Annotated in this window: 12 protein-coding genes and 1 tRNA gene; 6 read left to right on the top strand and 7 right to left on the bottom strand. The window is 69.4% G+C overall.

Annotated elements, in window-relative coordinates:
• The first annotated feature begins 64 nt into the window (after positions 1-64).
• The 3 genes from ACWD3H_RS14290 (at position 65) to ACWD3H_RS14280 (ending at position 1,696) form a co-directional block, all read left to right on the top strand.
• Positions 65-718: a GNAT family N-acetyltransferase gene (locus tag ACWD3H_RS14290; RefSeq protein WP_350930299.1), complete on the top strand. Its 654-nt coding sequence runs from the start codon at positions 65-67 to the stop codon at positions 716-718.
• A 124-nt stretch (positions 719-842) separates the two neighbouring features.
• Positions 843-1,565, top strand: coding sequence for a divisome protein SepX/GlpR (gene sepX / locus ACWD3H_RS14285; RefSeq protein ID WP_451955250.1), 723 nt, complete (start codon positions 843-845; stop codon positions 1,563-1,565).
• 57 nt (positions 1,566-1,622) lie between these two features.
• A tRNA-Ala gene (locus ACWD3H_RS14280) sits at positions 1,623-1,696 on the top strand.
• Positions 1,697-1,753: 57 nt separating this feature from the next.
• On the opposite strand, the gene ACWD3H_RS14275 is transcribed toward ACWD3H_RS14280, so the two are convergent.
• Positions 1,754-2,713, bottom strand: a complete 960-nt coding sequence (locus tag ACWD3H_RS14275; protein ID WP_451955249.1) for an ankyrin repeat domain-containing protein — start codon at positions 2,711-2,713, stop codon at positions 1,754-1,756.
• A gap of 731 nt (positions 2,714-3,444) precedes the next feature.
• On the opposite strand from ACWD3H_RS14275, the gene ACWD3H_RS14270 reads away from it, so the two are divergent.
• The gene (locus tag ACWD3H_RS14270; RefSeq protein ID WP_451955248.1) at positions 3,445-4,539 is read left to right on the top strand and encodes a WD40 repeat domain-containing protein; all 1,095 of its coding nucleotides are present in this window, start codon (positions 3,445-3,447) and stop codon (positions 4,537-4,539) included.
• Positions 4,540-4,623: 84 nt separating this feature from the next.
• Here ACWD3H_RS14270 and ACWD3H_RS14265 read toward each other — a convergent pair whose 3' ends face one another.
• Complete coding sequence (locus ACWD3H_RS14265) at positions 4,624-5,160, bottom strand: site-specific integrase (protein ID WP_451955247.1); 537 nt, start codon at positions 5,158-5,160, stop codon at positions 4,624-4,626.
• A gap of 370 nt (positions 5,161-5,530) precedes the next feature.
• Here ACWD3H_RS14265 and ACWD3H_RS14260 point away from each other — a divergent pair, with 370 nt between their 5' ends.
• Together ACWD3H_RS14260 and ACWD3H_RS14255 are read left to right on the top strand one after the other, a co-directional pair.
• On the top strand, positions 5,531-6,133 hold the full coding sequence (locus ACWD3H_RS14260) for an acyl-CoA-like ligand-binding transcription factor (RefSeq protein WP_451955246.1): 603 nt from the start codon (positions 5,531-5,533) through the stop codon (positions 6,131-6,133).
• 82 nt (positions 6,134-6,215) lie between these two features.
• On the top strand, positions 6,216-7,712 hold the full coding sequence (locus ACWD3H_RS14255) for an FAD-dependent monooxygenase (RefSeq protein WP_451955245.1): 1,497 nt from the start codon (positions 6,216-6,218) through the stop codon (positions 7,710-7,712).
• Between the two features lie 464 nt (positions 7,713-8,176).
• Here the strand turns inward: ACWD3H_RS14255 and ACWD3H_RS14250 are convergent, their stop codons facing one another.
• From ACWD3H_RS14250 to ACWD3H_RS14230, 5 genes are all read right to left on the bottom strand, one after another.
• Positions 8,177-9,154: a hypothetical protein gene (locus ACWD3H_RS14250; RefSeq protein ID WP_451955244.1), complete on the bottom strand. Its 978-nt coding sequence runs from the start codon at positions 9,152-9,154 to the stop codon at positions 8,177-8,179.
• A 115-nt stretch (positions 9,155-9,269) separates the two neighbouring features.
• Entirely contained in the window at positions 9,270-9,818 is a 549-nt protein-coding gene (locus tag ACWD3H_RS14245) for a hypothetical protein (protein WP_451955243.1), read from the bottom strand.
• A 156-nt stretch (positions 9,819-9,974) separates the two neighbouring features.
• On the bottom strand, positions 9,975-15,566 hold the full coding sequence (locus tag ACWD3H_RS14240) for an SDR family NAD(P)-dependent oxidoreductase (protein ID WP_451955242.1): 5,592 nt from the start codon (positions 15,564-15,566) through the stop codon (positions 9,975-9,977).
• Entirely contained in the window at positions 15,559-15,942 is a 384-nt protein-coding gene (locus ACWD3H_RS14235) for an acyl carrier protein (RefSeq protein ID WP_451955241.1), read from the bottom strand. Before ACWD3H_RS14235 ends, ACWD3H_RS14240 begins: the two co-directional genes overlap by 8 nt.
• Before the next feature lie 2 nt (positions 15,943-15,944).
• Entirely contained in the window at positions 15,945-17,969 is a 2,025-nt protein-coding gene (locus tag ACWD3H_RS14230; RefSeq protein ID WP_451955240.1) for a fatty acyl-AMP ligase, read from the bottom strand.
• Between the last annotated feature and the right edge of the window lie 814 nt (positions 17,970-18,783).

Here is an 18,783-nt window from a genome sequence, read left to right as displayed (position 1 = left end):
CACGCGGGCCCGTCGCGGCCGCTGCCCCGGCTCCCATGGCACGGTGGGCGGTGTTGGGGGGATGATGGAGGGCGTGGATCGACTTCGTGGCTGGCCGGTGACCCTGACGGAAGGTCCGGTAGGACTTCGACCGCTGCGGCTGCGGGACGTACGCGTCTGGCGGGAGTCGCGGCTGCGCAACGCGAACTGGCTCCGTCCCTGGGAGCCGAGCAATCCTGAAACCCCCCTCTTCAAGACCGGCCTCGGTCCCTACATCTCGATGGCCGGAACCCTCCGCAGGGAGGCCCGGCAGGGCCTCGCACTACCGTGGGTGATCACCTACGAGGGCGCCTTCGCCGGGCAGCTCACCGTGGGCGCCATCGTCTGGGGCTCCGCCAGGTCGGCACAGATCGGTTACTGGGTGGACGGCGCGCTGGCCGGTCGCGGGATCACCCCCACCGCGGTCGCCATGGCGGTCGATCACTGCTTCTTCACCACGGGGCTGCACCGGGTCGAGGCCAATATCCGGCCGGAAAATCACGCGAGCCGCAGAGTGGTTGAAAAACTTGGATTTAGGGAAGAGGGCATCAGACGTAGGCATTTGCACATCGATGGTGCCTGGCGTGACCACATTTGTTACGCGCTCACGGTCGAAGACGCGCCGAGAGGGTTGCTTGTGCGGTGGCGGCGGGCCCGTGAGGCGGCCGCCCATGGCGGCACTCCGCACGAAGAGGTTTGAAGATCTCACGACACACCGCATCGAATGCTCGTCAAATAGTGACACGCGGTCTTACGGTGCGTGACATGAGCACATCGAAGGCGCCGGGAGACCACCCGCGTCTTCATGCTGCCCGGAGGTGGCCGTGAGCAGCGTTGTCCTGTATTTGGCCATTGTCATTATGTGGCTGTGCGTGCTCGTGCCCATGTGGCTGCGCCGCGACCGCAACACCCTCGTCGAGACGACCAAGGACCCCGAGTCGTACGCCTACGACGAGGATTCCACCGAGACCCTGGTCGAGCCGCCGCACGCATCCTCCCCGGAGTCCCCGGCCGAGTCCTCCTCGGGGGGCCTTTCCGCCACCGGGACCATGTCGGGGTTCCCGCCGGGCGACGACGCGTCGCCGCCCGCCGGCCGGGAGACCTCGACGGGTGCCCAGGCCGGGCCCGAGACCCCGCCCGCACGCCGGCCCAACCCGCGGAGGGTCGCGGCCGAGCGCCGTCGCGCCGAGCTCCGCCGCAGGGGGAGGCAGGTGGCCAAGCGCAGGCGGCTGACCTTCTGGTGCGTGCTGCTCCTGCTCGCCTCCGTGGTGACGGCCGCCGTCCAGGTCATCCCTTGGTGGGGCGTGGCGCCCTCCGTGGTGCTTCTGGGGGCCTATCTGGCCATTCTCCGGGTCACCGTGCAGATCGACGCCGAGCAGCGGAGAGCGGCCGCCAAGGCCCGTGCGGAACGTGCCAGACGCGCCCGCCGCCGTGCCGCCCTGCTGGAGGCCCAGCGCCCGGTGGCCGAGGTCATCGACCTGACCGCGCTCCGCGACGAACTCTTCGACCAGTACGCCGAGACACCCCGCCGCGCGGTCGGCGACTGACGGTGGCTCTGGATGGCGCGAGTGCCCCCGGAAGTTTGCTAATCTAGTCCACGTCTTGGGGATGTAGCGCAGTCCGGTAGCGCACTTCGTTCGCATCGAAGGGGTCAGGGGTTCGAATCCCCTCATCTCCACAAGACGAAAGGCCCGATTCCAGATCATGGAACCGGGCCTTTCGCCATTTCCACAGGTCAGGTCCACCAGTCTCGTTTGGGCAGCCTGAGCCACGTGGCGGACGAGCCGATGATCGGCCCGGCGTGGGCCAGGCGCAGATCTGCGCCGGCGCAGCAGAACGCCACGGGGTGGCCGCGGTAGAGATAGGCGGCGAGGATCTCCTCGGCAAGGGCGTCAGTGGGGACGGTGTAGGCAACGCACGGTTCCCAGGCCGTGATGACGGCGCCGTCTCGGGCGACGTCTCCGCTACTGCCGCCCTTGGGATTGGCGTACATGCTGTAGCAGACCGTGCCCGGTGAGACGCGCTTGATGACGCCGGGAGTGGACGTGGTGTTTCCCCAGGGTTGGGTGATGACGCAGCCGCCCGGCACGTCCGTGATGCCGATGATCAGATCGGCGTCCGGGGTGTTCCACCAGGCCTCGTAAAGCGCATCGATGTCCACGTCGTCGGCAGGTGCGGCTTCCAGTCGCGCTGTCGCCTCGGTCGCGCTGACGTCGGCCACGCAGGCCATGCTCAGGCCGTCGTAGTAGAGGTCTCCCAGCGCGGGGATCAGACGTCCGGCTTCGGCCACGGCGGCTGCCTCGGCTTCGGACAGACCGGCATCCGGTGAAGGGAGGGGGAAGAGGTCGGGAGTGGGGCCGGCCAGGCTGAGGCGGCCGGGAGACCAGCCTGCCATCATGGGGCGCCACGGGTCCGCCCCGGCGGAGACGAGGGCTCGGGCGTTGTCCGTGCGGCCTTCGAAGACGGCCATCCACAGGGCAGTGCGGCCTCGATTTTCCGCGTCGACGTCATCGACGCGCGTGGCCAGCTCGGCGACCACTTCAGGCGAGCCGCGATCAGCCGCGGCGTGTAGCGGCTTTTCGAAGACGGGCACGTCGGAGTTCGGATCGGCACCCGTGGCGAGCTCGGCGCGGACCAGGTTGAGATCCGTCCAGTCGTTGACGCCCCACCATCTGACATCGTCGGTAGCAGCCATGACCCTCCTTGAGCGAACATACGGGACGTATGAACACCGATCATGACGTGCGAGGCCGACACATTCAGGCCGGTGCCGCGGTCGGTCTACGGAGGGTGCCCTCCGGCGGTCATGGCCATACCGGCCTGTGGGCGGCTGGGGGAGTCAGCGAAAAGTCAGCGAACCCGCTGACACGAGGGCGCACCGTCAATCAACGGACGTCATCGTCACAGCACCTGACGACACCAGATGGCATCCGGCGATCGGAAGTGGTACGTCCTACCAGGGTTCGCATCGAAGGGGTCAGGGGTTCGAATCCCCTCATCTCCACCAGGTCAGAGGCCGTTTCCGATCAGTCGGGAACGGCCTTCTGCATTGCCGGGTGACTAACTGAGTGACTATGTTGCTGATCATCACTTGGGGCCCACCCCAGGAGAAGTGGATTCGTTCGCGTGATCTAGCACGTTGCGACCACTCCCACTTTTCTCGGCCATCTGTGGTCGGATGGCTCCGCCCGGCCACCCCCGAGGTGTGATGCCGACCGGAAAGGACGATGAGTGGTGCCTGATCTGGGTCGGCTGGACACGGGTGATCCCGAAGCATCTGGTCACGATACGACCGGGCAGCACCCGAGTGGTCCCTCCGACCCCGGCCAGCCTGTCTCGTCCAGTTGGCCCGCACCCATCGGCCTCGCGCCACCGGACCCCACGGCCGCGGAGGACACGATTCCTACCGGGGACAGGACTTTGGAGATGCCGGCGGTGGCGGTGCGGCCAGTGTTTTCCCGCCGGCGCCTCGGGTGGATCGTCGCGCTGCTAGCTTGCGTGGCGCTCGTCGTCAACTTCTGGCGTTCCGCAGATCTGCTGGGGCATCACGATGACGTCGTCTCGGCGGTGGCGGTCGGGCAGGTGAACGGTCGACCGGTCGCCGTCACCGGCGGTGGCGGCGGTGAGAACGGTGACGGCACTGTGCGGGTGTGGGACCTGACCACGCGCCAACCCATCGGCGAACCGATGACCGGACACCCCGAGGGTGTTCAGGCGGTGGCGATCGGAGAGGTGAACGGTCGACCGATCGCCGTCACCGGCGGCTATGACGGCATGGTGCGGGTGTGGGATCTGACCACGCGCAAACTCATCGGCGAACCGATGGTGGCCAACCGTACCGGCTTCGTCTCGGCGGTGGCGGTCGGGGAGGTGGACGGCCGACCGGTCGCCGTCACCGGCGGCGACTGGGGTGATGCCACTCATAAGGTCCCTGTGCGGGTGTGGGACCTGACCACGCGCCAACCCATCGGCGAACCGATGACTGGACACACCAACTTCGTCGTTGCGGTGGCGGTCGGGGAGGTGAGCGGCCGGCCGGTCGCCGTCACCGGCGATGTTGACGGCACGGTGCGGGTGTGGGACCTGATCACACGCCAACCCCTCGGCGAACCGATGACCAGCCACACCCGTGTCTGGGGGGTGGCAGTCGGGCGGGTGGACGGTCGACCGGTCGCCGTCACCGGCGGCGAGGACGAGAACATACGGGTGTGGGATTTGACCACGTACAAACTCATCGGCGAACCGGTGCCGACCGGCCACACCTACGGGTTCTCGGCGGTGGCGGTCGAGCAGGTGAACGGCCGACCGGTCGCCGTCACCGGCGGTGGCGGCGGTCCCGACGATGACGGCATGGTGCGGGTGTGGGACCTGATCACGCGCCAACCCATTGGCGAACCGATGGGATACACCAACACTGTCTTTGCGGTGGCGGTCGGGCGGGTAAACGGCCGACCGGTCGCCGTCACCGGAGACGGTGACGGCGCTGTGCGGGTGCGGGACCTGAGTGCCTACACGCGATGAGTCACAACTGTCGAGGCCGGCGCTCTCAAAGGATCAACGCATCACCACTGTTCAGGATCCCAGCGTAGATCCACTCCGTAAAGATCAGTTATTTGGAAAGATCCGGTCCATTGCCTCGGCACCTTCCAACATCACGGGTCGGAGTTGCTTGCGGTAGACGGTTTCGGTGACGCTGGTGTTCCGGTGGCCGACCAGGCGGGAGATGTTCTCCAACGGGATGCCGGAGTCGGACAGCATTGAGACGAAGCTGTGGCGCATCTCCCTGGGCGTCCACTCCTTCTCGTTCAGGCCTGCCTTCTTGAGCACGGCACGGAACGAGCGCCGGACGTTGTGCGCGTCGAGCTCCGTGCCGACCTTGGACGTGAACGCGAGATCGTTGACCTGCCAGTTCACGCCCGCCGCCTTGCGGGCCATGTCCTGCCGCTCACGATGGAGTTTGAGGGCTTCCACACACCGCCTCGGCATGGCCGGCGTGCGCCGGGATTCGCGGGTCTTGGTATCGCCGCCCTCTCGAACCGAGTGCCAGACCATGATGGAAGGCGGAGTGCCGTCGAGGTTGACGTGTGACCAGGTGAGCGCCCGCAGTTCCTCCGTACGAGCCCCGAGCAGCAGCGAGAGCACGATGTAGGCGTGCAGCGCCGTCCCCTCGGACGCCTTGAGCACGGCTTCCGCCCGGTGAGAGTGAGTGACTTGGACGGATGCCCCTCCTTTCCTCTGGGGATCTCGCAAAGCAGTGCGACGTTCCGCTTCACCTTGTCGCGAGCCTGTGCGCGAGAGATGGACCGGACGAAGAGCGAGCGCAGCTCACGGAGGGTACGCGTGCTCAACTCCTTTGCCTTGTCGGACAGCCAAGCGAGTGCGCGCGGCCGAGTCGCTCGATGCGGCGGCGAGAGGAGGAGGCATCGAGCAAGACCGTCGCATACATGCGAGCCGCGCATTTTTGCGCGACTCGCATCTTTGCGTGGCTCGCAAATTTGGGTAGAGTGTTCGCATGGGGCTGAGAGAGCGCAAGAAGGAAGAAACCCGGATTGCGCTGAGCTGGGCGGCGATCAAGCTGACCGTCGAGCGTGGCTTCGACAATGTCAAGGTGGAGGACATCGCCGCCGAGGTGGGTGTCTCGCACCGCACGTTCAACAACTACTTCTCCAGCAAGGGGGAGGCGATCGCGGCCAGGCACTTCGACCGAGCGGTGCAGATCGCCGACGAGCTGAGGTCCAGGCCGGACGACGAACCCCTGTGGGAGGCCGTCACCAACGCCGTGTTCGCCCGGTTCGCGCTTGGCATGCAAGAGGCCGAGCGTCCGGCCGACGAGCGCTGGATCGCCGGTGTCAAGTTGATGAGCCAGCACCCGGAGCACCAGGGCGAGTTCCTCAAGGCCCACACGGCCGCGCAGGAAGCGCTGGCCGCGGCGGTCGCCGAGCGCACTGGCACCGATGCCGATCGAGATCTGTATCCGCACCTGGTCGCCGGGGTGGTCGGCGCCGCCATACTCGCGGCCATCCATCTGTGGCTCCACGGCGATGCGCCGACACCGTTCGAGGAACTGCTGCGCGACGCCCTCGGTCAGGTCGCCGCCGGCCTGCCCACGCCCTGACCCTTCCAGACCTTTCCCATCTTCCCTATAGAAGATCAGCCGGCCTGCCGCCGGTCGATCCGTCATGCCCGGAAGGAGCACCATGATCGCCGATATCGTCATAGCCGGAGCCGGGCCCAACGGCCTGATGCTGGCCTGCGAGCTGAGCCTGGCCGGAATCCGCCCCCTGGTCCTGGAGCGCCTGCCGGAGCGCATCCAGGACAACCGCGCCAACGGCCTGGTCGGCCAGGTGGTACGGATGCTCGACCGGCGAGGCCTGTACGAGCGGCTCGCCGGTAACCAGGACCCACCGCGGCCCGCTCCCGGATTCGTCTTCGGCGCGCTGCCCATCGACCTGAGTGTGCTGGACGACAACCCCCTCTACATCCTCCAGGTTCCGCAGCGCAGGATCGAGAAGATGCTGGAGGAACGGGCCGTCGAACTCGCCGTCGAGATCCGGCGCGGCCACGAGCTCACCGGATTCACCCAGGACGCTGATGGCATGACCCTCCAGGTCAGCGGGCCGGCCGGGCCGTACATGATCGAAACGCGCTACCTGATCGGTGCCGACGGCGGGCACAGCATCGTACGCAAGCTGGCCGGGATCGCCTTCCCCGGCGTGACGACCGACGAGACGATCGCGCGCACCGCGCACGCCGTCGTGCTGGCCGAGTTCGTCGATCCGGCCACCGGCGGCCTCGACATTCCCGGGTACGGCCCCATCCCGCCGTTACTGCACCACCGGACCGACCGCGGGTTGTTCGTGTACGCGCCCCTGCCGGGCGCCCCCGCACCGTTGATCTCCACTATGGAGTGGAACGGACAGGACGCCGAGGGGCCGCTCACGCTCGCGGAACTGCAGGCCAGCGCCCACCGCGTGCTCGGTGTGAACATCGCTTTCGGCCCGCCCGACGGCCAAGGGCCGCACTTGATGCGCAAGCTCAACGGCGGCAACACCCGCCTGGCCGAGCGTTTCCGAGACGGCCGGGTGCTGCTGGTCGGCGATGCCGCTCACGTGCACTCGGCGATCGGCGGGCCTGGGCTCAACCTCGGCCTCCAGGACGCGGTCAACCTTGGCTGGAAACTCGCGGCCGAAGCGCGCGGCACGGCCCCCGCCGGTCTTCTCGACACCTACGAGTCCGAACGACGCCCGGTCGCTGAGCGGGTGGTGATGTCCTCGCGCGCCCAATCCGCGCTGATCGCCCCTGGCAGCGAGGTCACCGGCCTGCGCGCACTGTTCACCGAACTGCTCGGCGACCCGCGCAACGTCCGCCGTATCGCCGACCTGATGTCGGGCGCCGACGTCCGCTACGAGGTGGGCAGCGACCATCCGCTGGCCGGTCGGTGGGCTCCCGACCTGGACCTCAAAGACGGGGTCCGGCTCGCCGAACTGACCAGGGACGGCCGCCCGCACCTGATCGACTTCACTGGCGGCGACTGGGGATACCCCGCAACCGCAGGGCTGCCCGGATCCGCTGTACCGTGCACGGCGCTGCTGCTGCGGCCCGACGGATACGTGGCGTGGGCCTCCGACGTCCCGCGGCCGGACGCGGAGTCCCGCGCATCGCTCCGGACGGCGATCCGACGATGGCTGGGATGACCGGACGGGCACACCTCGTCCCAGGTGAGCACCTGAGCCGGGCTTTTGCGATCGTTACTATTTAATCGGAAAGGTGTTTGAATGCGGCGAAACCCATATGCAGGACTCGCCGATGACGCCCGGCCGTACCCGACAGTCCGGGAAACGATCAACTCCTGTCCGGGAAGCGATCTCTGACGACGCCACCGCTCCGCAGGCCAGCTGTACTCGTGAACACCCCACCAGGGGCCGTTCTTGAGTTGGCTCAGGAACGGTTGACGAGATCCCGTCCGATCGCTTGATCGGGCGGGATTTCATCGTTTCCGAGGTCCTGTGGTCGCTGGGCGGGCTGATTTCGGCTCGTGCGGTGGCCCTGGCGGAGGGCGCTGGTGGTGGTGGACCGCGGTGAGCGCGTGTGGGACCGGCCGGTGGGCGTGCGAAACCCAACGGTCGTCGTGGTGTTGTGCGGTTGGTGGCGGGGCGGATCACTCGCGAGGCGGTGGTCTGCTGTCGGCTTTGGGCGGGGCGGGGTCGTGCTCGTCAGGCGTTGTCGTGTCCTGAGGTGCGGGCTCCTCGGGGCGGTCGTGGGTTTGCCGCCGGCTGAGCAGGATGTGCTGGTCGGCTAGGCAGACCATGAGCGCGGTCAGCAGCGTTTGGGCCACGCGGCCGTGCGCGAGCCGGTTCTTGGGGTCGCCGAGATCGATGTGGTGGCCCTTGATCCTGCCGTTGACGCCTTCGGTGTTGGCTCGGATGTTCTTGTAGGCGTCCTGCCAGGTGGGGGTGAGGTAGCGCCGGTCCTGGCGAAGCTTGTCTTTGATGCCGAGGTCGTCGGGGCGCAGCGTGATGGTCGACTTCTGGCAGATGCGGGGCAGCTCGGCCAGGGGAAGGGGCCGTTTTCTCTCGTTGTCGGGCAGCTGGATCATGGGTTTGGCGGCCAGGTGGGCGGCGCGTTGGCGGGCGTTGGTCAGATCCACCGCCGCGGGAGAGGCGGGCGGGGTGGGGCGGGTGCGGCCCCGGCGCGGGCAGGTCACCGAGGGGGAAGGGCCCGCGGCCGGACAATGCAGTCGTATGCGTCCTTGGGCGTCGGCGCTCTGTTTGAGCTTGAGCCAGTAGGGCTCGCGCGCTGCGATCAGCTCGTTCAGTTGCTCGGGTGGGGTGCGGACGGTCTTGTCGTCCAGGCCTTTGGTGGCGTGGATCAGTGGCGTGGGTATCAGTGGGCAGGCGAGGTTCCCGTCGATGAGCAGGGCGCCGTGTGCGCTGCCTTGCAGACCGCGTCGGTCTTGTTTGTAGTCGAGTATCAGGTGGTATCCGAGTTCGCGGGCTGGGCGCGCGAAGTGTTCGGTGTAGGCGCGGTCGACTGCCAGGGCGCCGACGGGCAGGCCGAGTGGGGCGAAGCCATGCAAAGCGATGATCGCGTTTTGGCCGACGCGTTTGTGCGGGGTGTCGATGACCAGGCCGAGCACGAGTTGCGGAAAGGTACCCAGGGTGCTGCGGGTTCGGGTGGCGGTGGCGAGGGTGGCGCTGTAGCCGAAGGTGGGCCGGTCGTTGCCGGCGCTATGGTGCCAGCCTGCGGTGATCTCAGTCGAGGCCGGGCCTTTGTTGACACGGGGTGGTTTGGCCCAGGTAGGAATGACGGTGGCGTCGATGCCGACATCGCCTTGAAGTAGCGGCGACCTTTGTCCTGGACGAGGGAGTGAGGATCAGGCTCGTGACGATGGTTTGCAGCAGGTCGCGCCGCCGCCGGTGCTCAGGATCATCGTCCTCCCAAGCAGCGGCGTGCTGGACGGCCTTGTGCTGGGGCAAGCGAGTGCGCCGATCAGTGCGGGCAGGGTCCAGCACGCTGGTGATCCGGTCGAAGGCTCGGTAGAAGCGTCGGGAACTGGCCAGCCGTTCGTATGGGTCGTCAGGGTTGATCGGTTTCAGGCCCAGACGGGCTTGGGCCGTGGGGCTGAGACTGAAAGTGACCAGCCGCCAGGCATCACAGAGGGTGGCCTTGCCGGCGTACTGGATGGAAAGCAGCAGTCCGAGCAGCACGGTGCGGATCGGCAGCCCTCGCGGACCAGGTCGTCCAGCCGGTTCGGCCTCGATCAGGGCAGTGACGCCGCTGTGGTCCAGCAGGTGGCTCATTTGGCCGACAGCGGCGTCCGGCACCTGCAGCGGTGTGTCGGTGAGCGGGCGCGGGCGGCACTCGACCACCCGCGTGGTGCGCCGTCGAAAGGACCGAGCGGTCATTGCGGGCGGCCGCGCAGCAGCGCGGTAGCGGTCTCCTCATCCAGGGGAAGCTCAGCCGGCCTTGGTGGCGGCGAGCGCCGCCACCAGATCGGCGGCCAGGTCGGTGATCAGCTCGTCCAGCCTTACGCGCAGGTAGAAATGCCCCCCGGGATAGCTCCGGCGGACCAGGCCGACGGTAGTCTGAGCCCCCCACAGCTGGAGCTCGGCGGCGTCGTACACCTGATCCTGCTCTCCCCCGAACACCGAGATCGGGCAGTTCAGCGGTGGTTCCTCGGTGTAGAGGTAGCTCCCGTACAGGGCGGCGTCCGCCTCGACGACGGGAAGCAGCCTCGCGGTCAGCTGAGGGTCACGCAGGACCTCGGCCGCCACGCCGTCGAGACCGGCGAGCGCCTCCAGCGGTCGTTCCGGCAGGTGGTCGCGGAGTCGCCTGGCCCATCTGGGGTCTTGCGGCGCGCCCATGGCGGACACCGCCAGCAGCACGGGTGCCGGATGGCCGAGGCGGCGCAATGCCCGCGCCGTCTCGAAGGCGAGCAGGCCACCGCTGCTGTGGCCGAAGAAGGCGAACTGCCGCCGGTCTCGATCTGCCGCCAGGGCCTCGGCCAGCGTCGCCGCCAGCACGCGCAGGTCCGTCACCGGAGGTTCGGCGCTTCGGTCCTCCCTGCCGGGAAGCTGTACGGCGGTCAGCTCGGCGAAGGAGGGCAGCACCTGCCCCCACGGGCGATAGGCCGAGGCGGTTCCGGCGAGATGCGGGAAGCAGTAGAGGCGCACCCGGGCCTCTGGCCTTGGCAGGTACCGCGGGAACCACTCACCGGCCTGCTGCCGCGACGGAAGGGACGGTGAATCCGGCGACTGTTCCAGGAGTGGGTAAGTAGACGACTTGATGCTTTCCAGGAGAGGGGAGTCGGGCGCATCCCTGTGTTCCGGAGTCGGAGAGTCCTGCGACGTGTCGCCGGCCGGTGACTCCATGCGTTCCAAGAGGTGTCCGGCGAGGGCGGCTGTGGTCGGGAAAGTCCACACGGTGGTGGCGGAGATCTTCATCGCGAGGTCGAACTCCAGCCGGTTGCGCAACTGCAACGCGATGAGCGAGTCGAAGCCCAAAGAGGCGAGCGACCGGTGCGGTTCGGCGGCGACGGCCATGCCGAGGGCCACCCGAATCAGTTCGCCCAGGTACGCCGACATCGCGTCGTGGCGCTCGCCGGTCTCCATGGCCATCAGACGTGCCCGTACCGTGCCGCTGCCCGCGGCGTCGTGGCGGTGTACCGGAGTCGCCGCGAAGAAGCGGGAATCCACCGCGGAGGGCAGGGTGGCAGCCAGGTCCTCCGGGTTGAAACGGAACACCCCGGCCCGTGCCCGGTCGTGATCCAGCAGTGTCTCCAGCGCGGTGACGCCTTCCTGGACGCTGATGGCCGCGTAGTCGCGGCTGGACAGGCGCGCGGCCATCCCCAGGCCTTTCCATTGACCCCAGGCGACGCTCAACGCCTTCAGCCCGCGTGCCCGCCGCCAGTCCGCGAACGAGTCCAGCCAGGCGTTGGTCGCCGCGTAGGCGCCTATACCCAGGCCACCCACCAGCGCCGAGAGGGAGGAGAACAAGACAAACCAGTCCAGCTCGTGACCGTCTGTGGCCTCGTGCAGTCGCCATGCGCCGAGCGCCTTGGGCCGCCAGGTCTGGTACACCATGTCCGTGTCGAGTTCGGCGATCAGGCCGGCGCTGACCACGCCCGCGGCGTGGACGACTCCGCGCAGCGGCGATCCGCCCACAGCGGCGATCGCCACCAGCCGCTCGGCGACGCCCGGCTCGGCGATGTCGCCGAGAACGACCTCCACCGAGGTCCCCGCGGCGCGCAACCGGGTGATGACCTTCCCGGCGTGCTCGGACGGAGCCGTCCGGCCGTTGAGGACGATTCGGCCCGCGCCCCGCTCGGCCAGCCAGCCCGCCATCTCCAGGCCGAGAGCACCCAGGCCACCGGTGATCACGTAGCTCCCGTCGGGCCGTACGTGTCTTGTGGCGGAACGCGCCTCGTTCTCCGGGGACAGGCCGACAAGGAGGGCCACCCGGCGCTCCCCGTCGCGCCAGGCGATCTCGTCCTCGACGGACTCGGCGAGCACTTCACCCGCGATCTGCTCGGCGAGCGTTCCGTGGGAGAGAGGGGCCGGGTCGAGATCGACGATGGTCGGCCGCAGCTCGGGATATTCGTACATGGCCGTTCGGACGAGTCCGCGCAGCGCGCCTTGGTCCAGGGCGACCTCGTCGCCGTGGAAGATCGCCTGGGCGCCTCGGGTCACCATCCACAGCCGAGGGGCCTGATCGGAGGCCGACCGGCCGACGCCGTCGGCTCCGGCCTGGATGAGCCGGAGGACACGCGACAGGCGACCGGCGGAGCGATCCACCAGGTCGCCGAGCGTGGTTTCGGACCCGTGGAAGGCGGTACCGACAAGCACGATGACGCCGCGGCACGACGAGTCGATCGCGCCGAGCGCCGCCGACACGGCCGCGGGCAACTCGCCGCCTCCCGCGCCGGGGCTGTACGCCGGGCCGGAGCCGGTGTCCAGATCGAACACGGAGCAGCTGGCGCCGGCCGCCCGCAGTGTCCTGCCCACCTGCTCGGCCAGGTCGCCGTCCTCACCCAGCACGATCCACCGGCCCGAGACTCCGGAGGACGGAACGTCGGCGAGCGGGACCGACTCCCAGATGGTCTCGTACAGCAGCGGGGCGATCTCATCCGCCGTGATCGCCGGCGGGCGACCCACCCGCGCGCTGGCCTGGTCGTCCGGGTGCGGAAGCGGCAGGTCGATCCAGTGCCGCCTGCGGTCCCACGTGGTGGTCGGCAGGTCCACCAGGCCGCCCGCCCCGTACCGGCGCGTCCAGTCGATCGAGACGCCCGCGCAGTACAGGGCGGCGAGCTGGAGGGTCACGGCCTCCGGCTCGTCCTGCCCGCGCCGCAGGGTGGGCAGGACGACGTGGTCGCCGCTGCGGCCGTCCAGCGTCTCGGTGATCGCGTGGACGAGGACGGGATGCGGCGACACCTCCACGAACACGGTGTGGCCGTCGTCCGCCGCGGCGGCGACGGCGCCGGAGAACAGGACGGGCTGCCGCAGGTTGGCCACCCAGTGGGCGGCGTCCGGGGCGGACCCGCCGCGCGGATCGTCCGTCACCGTCGAGTACCAGCGAATCCGCGCTGGGCGCGGCGCGAGGTCGGCCAGGCGGTCGGCGAGGTCGTCCAGGATCGGATCGACCTCGGGACTGTGTGACGCCACGTCCACCTCGATCAACCGGGCGGGCAGGTCGTGTTCCTGCCAGGACGTGACGAGCCGTTCGACCTCGGCGGCGGCGCCCGACACCACGGTGCTGCGCGGCGAGGCCAGCACCGCCACGCTGACTGTGCCGGGCAGATCGGCCATCAGCTGCTCGGCCGGCCGCTCCACCAGTGCCATCGCCCCCGCACCGGCGATCCCCGCCATCAGCTGCGAGCGGCGGCAGACGACCCGGACGCCGTCCGCGAGCGAAAGCGCGCCGGAGACGACGGCGGCCGTCACCTCGCCCAGCGAGTGACCGATCACCGCCACCGGCTCGACGCCATGCGACCGCCAGGTCGCGGCGAGCGCGTACTGGACGGCGAACAGCGCGGGCTGGAGCCGGTCGAGGGCGGTGATCGGCCGCCCCTCGCGCAGCAGCATGATCACCGAGAAACCGGCCTCGGCGGCGATCAGCGGCTCCAGCTCGCCGATCGCCGCGGCGAACGCGGGCTCGGTGGCCAGCAGGCCGCGTCCCATACCGGCCCATTGGGAGCCCTGCCCGGGGAACACCCACACCGCGCCGCGAGCCGAGCCACCGCCGGCCGATCCCCTCGCGGTCCGGTGGTCCGGCTCGCCTGCCGCGGCCTCGTCGAGCCGCGCGACGAGCTCCTCGCGTGTGGCGGCCACGGTGCAGAGCCTGACCTGCCGGTGCGAACGCCGCAGGGCCAGCGTGTGGGCGACGTCGGTGAGCCTCACATCGCCGGTTCGCAGCGCCTCCGCCAGCTTTCTCGCCGCGGCGGCCAGCGCGGCCGGTGACCCGGCCGACAGCGGGAAGGGCCTGCCGCTCTCCGCGACGACCGCCGGCACGCGATCCCGGCCTCCCCCCGCGGCCTTTCCCCGAGCCTGCTCGGGCACCGCGTCTGTGGCGTGCTCGGGCAGCGCTTTCCGTCCCCTTTCGGGCACCGCGTACATGGAGACTTCGGGCATCTTTTCCCAGACCTGTCCGGGCGCCGGACTCCCGCCGTGCCCGTGCGTCACTTCCGGGGCCTGTTCGAGCACCGCGTGCGCGTTGGTGCCGCTCATCCCGAAGGAGGACAGCGAGGCCAGTCTGGTCGCGGTTTTCGCCGGCCAAGGGGATAGGCCGGTGGGTACGAAGAACCGGCTGTCCCCCCCGGGGATCGCCGGATTCCACTGATCGAAGTGCAGGTTCGGCGGCACCAGGCCGTGCCACAGGCACAGCACCGCCTTGACGAACCCGGTGACGCCCGCGGCCGACTCGGTGTGGCCGAGGTTGGACTTGACGGCCCCGAGCGCGCAGCGGTGCGGGCCGCCGCCGTACACGTCGGCCAGGGCGGCGAACTCGATCGGGTCTCCCAGCGGGGTGCCGGTGCCGTGCGTCTCGATCAGCCCGACCTCGGCGGGATCGACTCCCGCGATGTCAAGCGCCGCCCGCAGCACCGCCCGCTGGGCGGCGGGAGACGGCGCGGTCATCCCCTGCGACCTGCCGTCCTGGTTGACGGCCGAGCCGCGTACGATGGCCAGCACCCGATCGCCGTCGCGCAGCGCGTCGGTCAGGCGCTTCAGGACCACGACCCCGGCGCCCTCGCCCCGGACGAACCCGTCCGCCCGCGTGTCGAAGGGATGGCAGCGCCCGCGAGGCGAGAACATGCCCCACCGGGATCCGACGATCATGTCTTCTGGCCGGATCAGGAGGTTGACGCCACCGGCCAGCGCCAGATCGGACTCGCGCAGCCGCAGGCTCTGGCAGGCGAGGTGGATGGCCACCAGCGAGGACGAGCAGGCCGTGTCGACCGCGATGCTAGGCCCGACAAGCCCCAGGAGGTAGGAGATCCGGCCGACGGCGGTGCTGTGGACGTTGCCGGTGCCGGTGTACGCGTTCATCTCCGCGTAGCGGCCGGTCATCCGCAGCGCGTAGTCGAAGTGCGACAGGCCGGCGAACACCCCGGTCCTGCTGTTGGTGAGACCGTCCGGCGGGATGCCCGCGTGCTCCAGGGACTCCCACGCAACCTCAAGCAGCAGCCGGTGCTGCGGATCCATGGCGGCCGCCTCGCGCGCGGTGATGCCGAAGAACGCCGCGTCGAACCCCGCGATGTCGTCCAGGTAACCCGCCCACCGGGAGGTAGTGCGGCCCGGGACGTCCGGATCCTCGTCGTAGAAGGCGTCCACGTCCCAGCGCTCGTGCGGCCCCTCGCGCACCGCGTCCCGGCCCTCGACGAGCAACCGCCACAGCGCCTCCGGCGAGTCCGCGCCGCCGGGCAGGCGGCAGCTCAGGCCGATGACCGCGATCGGCTCGGAGGCGACCGTGTCGGCGGCGGACTTCAGCCGGTCGGCGAGCCGTTCCCGCCGGTCGCCGGGCAGCTGAGCGATCCGGCGGCTCAGATCAGACATCGTCGACCCGCTCGAACGCCCGCCCGGTCTGCTCGTGCTCCCACACGGTCTCCTCGGTCTCCCGCAGGAGGAGGTCGAAGGCCGTGGCGGACGGGCCCGACCAGACGCCGTCCGGAGCCGCGGAGTGTTCGGCGAGGTGCTCCGCGATCGCCCTGATCGTCGGGTGCTCCCAGAGCAGGGTCGCCTGAACCGGCACGTCGTAGCGCTTTTCCAGGTCGCCGCTCATCGCCACCGCGTCCGCCGACGACAGGCCGAGGTCGGCGAGGGGGGAGCGCGAGTCGATGTCCTGGGCCCGCGCGCCGACGCGGCCGGCGACGCGCCGGATCAACCACTCTTCGATCTCCCCGGCGTCCCGGTTGGTGATGTTTCCGGACAAGTTCAACTCCTGCCTGCGAAGGTGACCACTTTGTACTCGCCGTCCAAGTAACGCCGCCGCGCGTCGGCGCGTCGGGGCTTGCCGCTAGAGGTCATCGGAATCTGGCCCCTGCAGACCATCAGCAGGTCGTGCGCTTCGATACCGTGCCGGTCGGCGACGACCCTGCGTACCGCGCGCAGCAGTCCGTCCCCATCGGACCCGTCGCCGTTCAGCGCGCGCGGGTCCATCTCGGCGATGACGATCAACCGCTCGGTGTCCCCGGTGTCCACGCCGAACGCCACCACGTGCCCGGCGCGCACGCACGCGTGCGCCGTCTCCACCGTGGCCTCGATGTCGGCCGGATGGTGGTTACGGCCGTTGACGACGATCAGGTCCTTGTGGCGGCCCGCGAGGTAGAGGTGGCCGTCGTGCAGGAACCCCAGGTCGCCGGTGCGCAGCCAGTGCTCGCCCGCGGCGTCGTCCAGGAGCCGGGCCTGGAAGACCTCGCGGGTCCGCTCCGCCAAGCCGTGGTAACCGGCGGTCACGTTGGGTCCGCGCACCCAGACCTCGCCGATCCGGCCTGGCGGAAGCTCCGCACGGCTGTCGGGGTCGACGATCGTGATCCGCTGGCCTGCCGGGACACCGCATCCCACCAGGCGCCGTACGTGTGGCGGGGCCTGCTCGTCCCCGGCGCGTCCGTCGGCCGATACGGCGCTCTTTCCGATCGGCGCGACCCGCCCCTCGGTGGCGGCGGCGCGGTCGATGTCCAGTAGCCGGGAGCCGGTGCCCACCGGTGTCGTGGTGACCAGGATGGTCGCCTCCGCCAGCCCGTAGCTGGCGGTGTGTGCGGCGGCGGTGAAGCCGTATGGCGCGAAAGCGTGGCTGAAGCGGCGCAGGGAGGCGGCCCGCACGGGTTCGGCCCCATTGAGCAGCACCGCCAGGCAGCTCAGATCCACCCCCTCCAGTTCGTCGGGGGTGGCGCGGTCCACACAGAGGTCCAGGGCGAAGTTAGGCGCAGCGGCGAAGGTCCCGCGATACCGGCTGATCAGCCGCAGCCACCGGGCAGGCCGCTGTACGAACGCGAACGGCGTCATCGTCACCGTGTGCAGGCCGAGGGTGAGTGGTACGGTGACGCCGCTGGCCAGGCCCATATCGTGGAAGAAGGGCAGCCAGTTTACGCTCAGATGCGAGGCCAGCCCGTACGCCCGCTCGCACTGCGCCACGGTGTGCGCGAGGTTTCCATGGGTCACCATGACACCGCGAGGATTCGACGTGGACCCCGACGTGTACTGCAGGTAGGCCACGGTGTCGTCGTCCACCTCGGGCGGTTCCCAGCGCGCGGCCGACGCCGGGTCGATCTCGTCAACGGCGAGGAACCGGTCCGGTGCCGCCGCGGGCTCCCAGGCCAGGAGACGCGTGATCGCCGGCAGCGTCGAGGAGGTCGTCAGCACGAGGGCCGGAGCGGCGTCGGCGAGCAGCGCTTCGAGCCGGGAGTTCCCGCGAAACGACTCCGGCGGGTACAGCGGCACCGCCCGAACCCCGGCGTACAGGCACCCAAGGAAAGCAGCGACGTAGTCCAGGCCCTGTGGGCACAGGATGGCGGCGCGGTCCCCGGGCACGCACCTCCGCAGCAGCTCCGCCGCGACCGCGCGGGCCCTCAGGTCGAGTTCCGCGTACGTCCAGGTGGTCGTGATCCCGTCCCGGGCGCGGTTGAAGTCGGTGAAACTCAGCGCCGGTCGGTCCGGATGCACGGCGGCGTGGTCGCGTACGGCCGCGACCAGTGAGACGGGCCGCGTGTCCGCTCGCCGGTTCACCGGGCGTCCGGTGAGTTCATCGAACGCCGGCGGGCGTCGAGGTTCGCGAGCACCCTGCGGTAGGCCGTCTCGGCCGTTCCGAAATGCGGCGAGGTAGGGATGGCCCGCGCCGTGGCGGACTTCGATGATGTGGCGTTCGGCCTCGGCGTGGCGTCCGAGGCGCCGGCACAGCGGGCTCGCGGGTAGCAGGGCGCCGGCGAGGTCGTCTCCACTGCCCGGCTCCTGGCCGGGCATCGGCGAGGTCGTCTCCACTGCCGGGCGCCGCCGGTGTCCGGGGCGTTTGCGAGCGCGTCGTCGGTGGCTGGGGCATCAGTGATATCGCGGATCGCAGCCTTGACGGCGCTGTACGCGTCCGCGTAGCGGCCCGCTCGTTTGTGCTCATGGGAAAGGTGGAGGTTCGTCATCGTGATCCTGGATCGTGTTTCTTCAGTTGTCATGCGTGCCGTGCCCTTGTGCCGCGCCGGCCGTCTCGGCGGGAACCGCTTCTACGACGGGGACGCTGTTCGACGAGGGGGAGGAAACCGCTCCAACCGGACCGCCTGGACGGCACTAAGACGAGCAGCTTCGCTGGCGCCACGAAGAGCGCCGGATCGCGGCCCACGCCGAGCGCCGTGCCCGCCAATCCGGGACCGATGACATGACCGCTGGCCCACGCGAAGGTGTGTGCCCTGTTGTACCGCCCCCTGTTCGTGTCGGTGGCGAGCCGGACCTGCCCGCGGCGGCGGCGATTTATCCCCTGCTTGCCGTCTGCGATAGTCCATAGATTCACAAGGACCGTTCAGCACCGTTGATGACGTCCCTGAATCCCCTTCTCGCCGGAGAGCATCGGGCGGGCGTCGGCGGACGGGCTGTCCTGGCAAAACCTAGTTGTGGTTGGTCGAAAGACCGGGCGCAACGACGATTTCGTTGTGGTTCGTGGAAAAATCACGTGGCATTGGGCTTCTCTTCGGGGAGGGGTTCTGCCTTAGTGTGCGGATCCAGCAGCTGGTTACCGTCATTCTGACCGACACCCCTTGAGAAATGCTTGGCGCTCCGGGCAGTGCTGCCT

This window comes from Streptosporangium sp. NPDC002607, from assembly GCF_053592655.1.
This window is presented reverse-complemented; position numbering and strand designations above follow the sequence as displayed.

Bases quoted from the DNA above. Each gene is read 5' to 3' on its own strand.
- ACWD3H_RS14290 (WP_350930299.1), top strand. From the start codon at position 65: ATGGAGGGCGTGGATCGACTTCGTGGCTGGCCGGTGACCCTGACGGAA.
- ACWD3H_RS14230 (WP_451955240.1), bottom strand. From the start codon at position 17,969: ATGCCCGGCCAGGAGCCGGGCAGTGGAGACGACCTCGCCGGCGCCCTG.
- ACWD3H_RS14270 (WP_451955248.1), top strand. From the start codon at position 3,445: ATGCCGGCGGTGGCGGTGCGGCCAGTGTTTTCCCGCCGGCGCCTCGGG.
- ACWD3H_RS14260 (WP_451955246.1), top strand. From the start codon at position 5,531: ATGGGGCTGAGAGAGCGCAAGAAGGAAGAAACCCGGATTGCGCTGAGC.
- ACWD3H_RS14240 (WP_451955242.1), bottom strand. From the start codon at position 15,566: ATGTCTGATCTGAGCCGCCGGATCGCTCAGCTGCCCGGCGACCGGCGG.
- ACWD3H_RS14245 (WP_451955243.1), bottom strand. From the start codon at position 9,818: ATGAGCCACCTGCTGGACCACAGCGGCGTCACTGCCCTGATCGAGGCC.
- ACWD3H_RS14275 (WP_451955249.1), bottom strand. From the start codon at position 2,713: ATGGCTGCTACCGACGATGTCAGATGGTGGGGCGTCAACGACTGGACG.
- ACWD3H_RS14255 (WP_451955245.1), top strand. From the start codon at position 6,216: ATGATCGCCGATATCGTCATAGCCGGAGCCGGGCCCAACGGCCTGATG.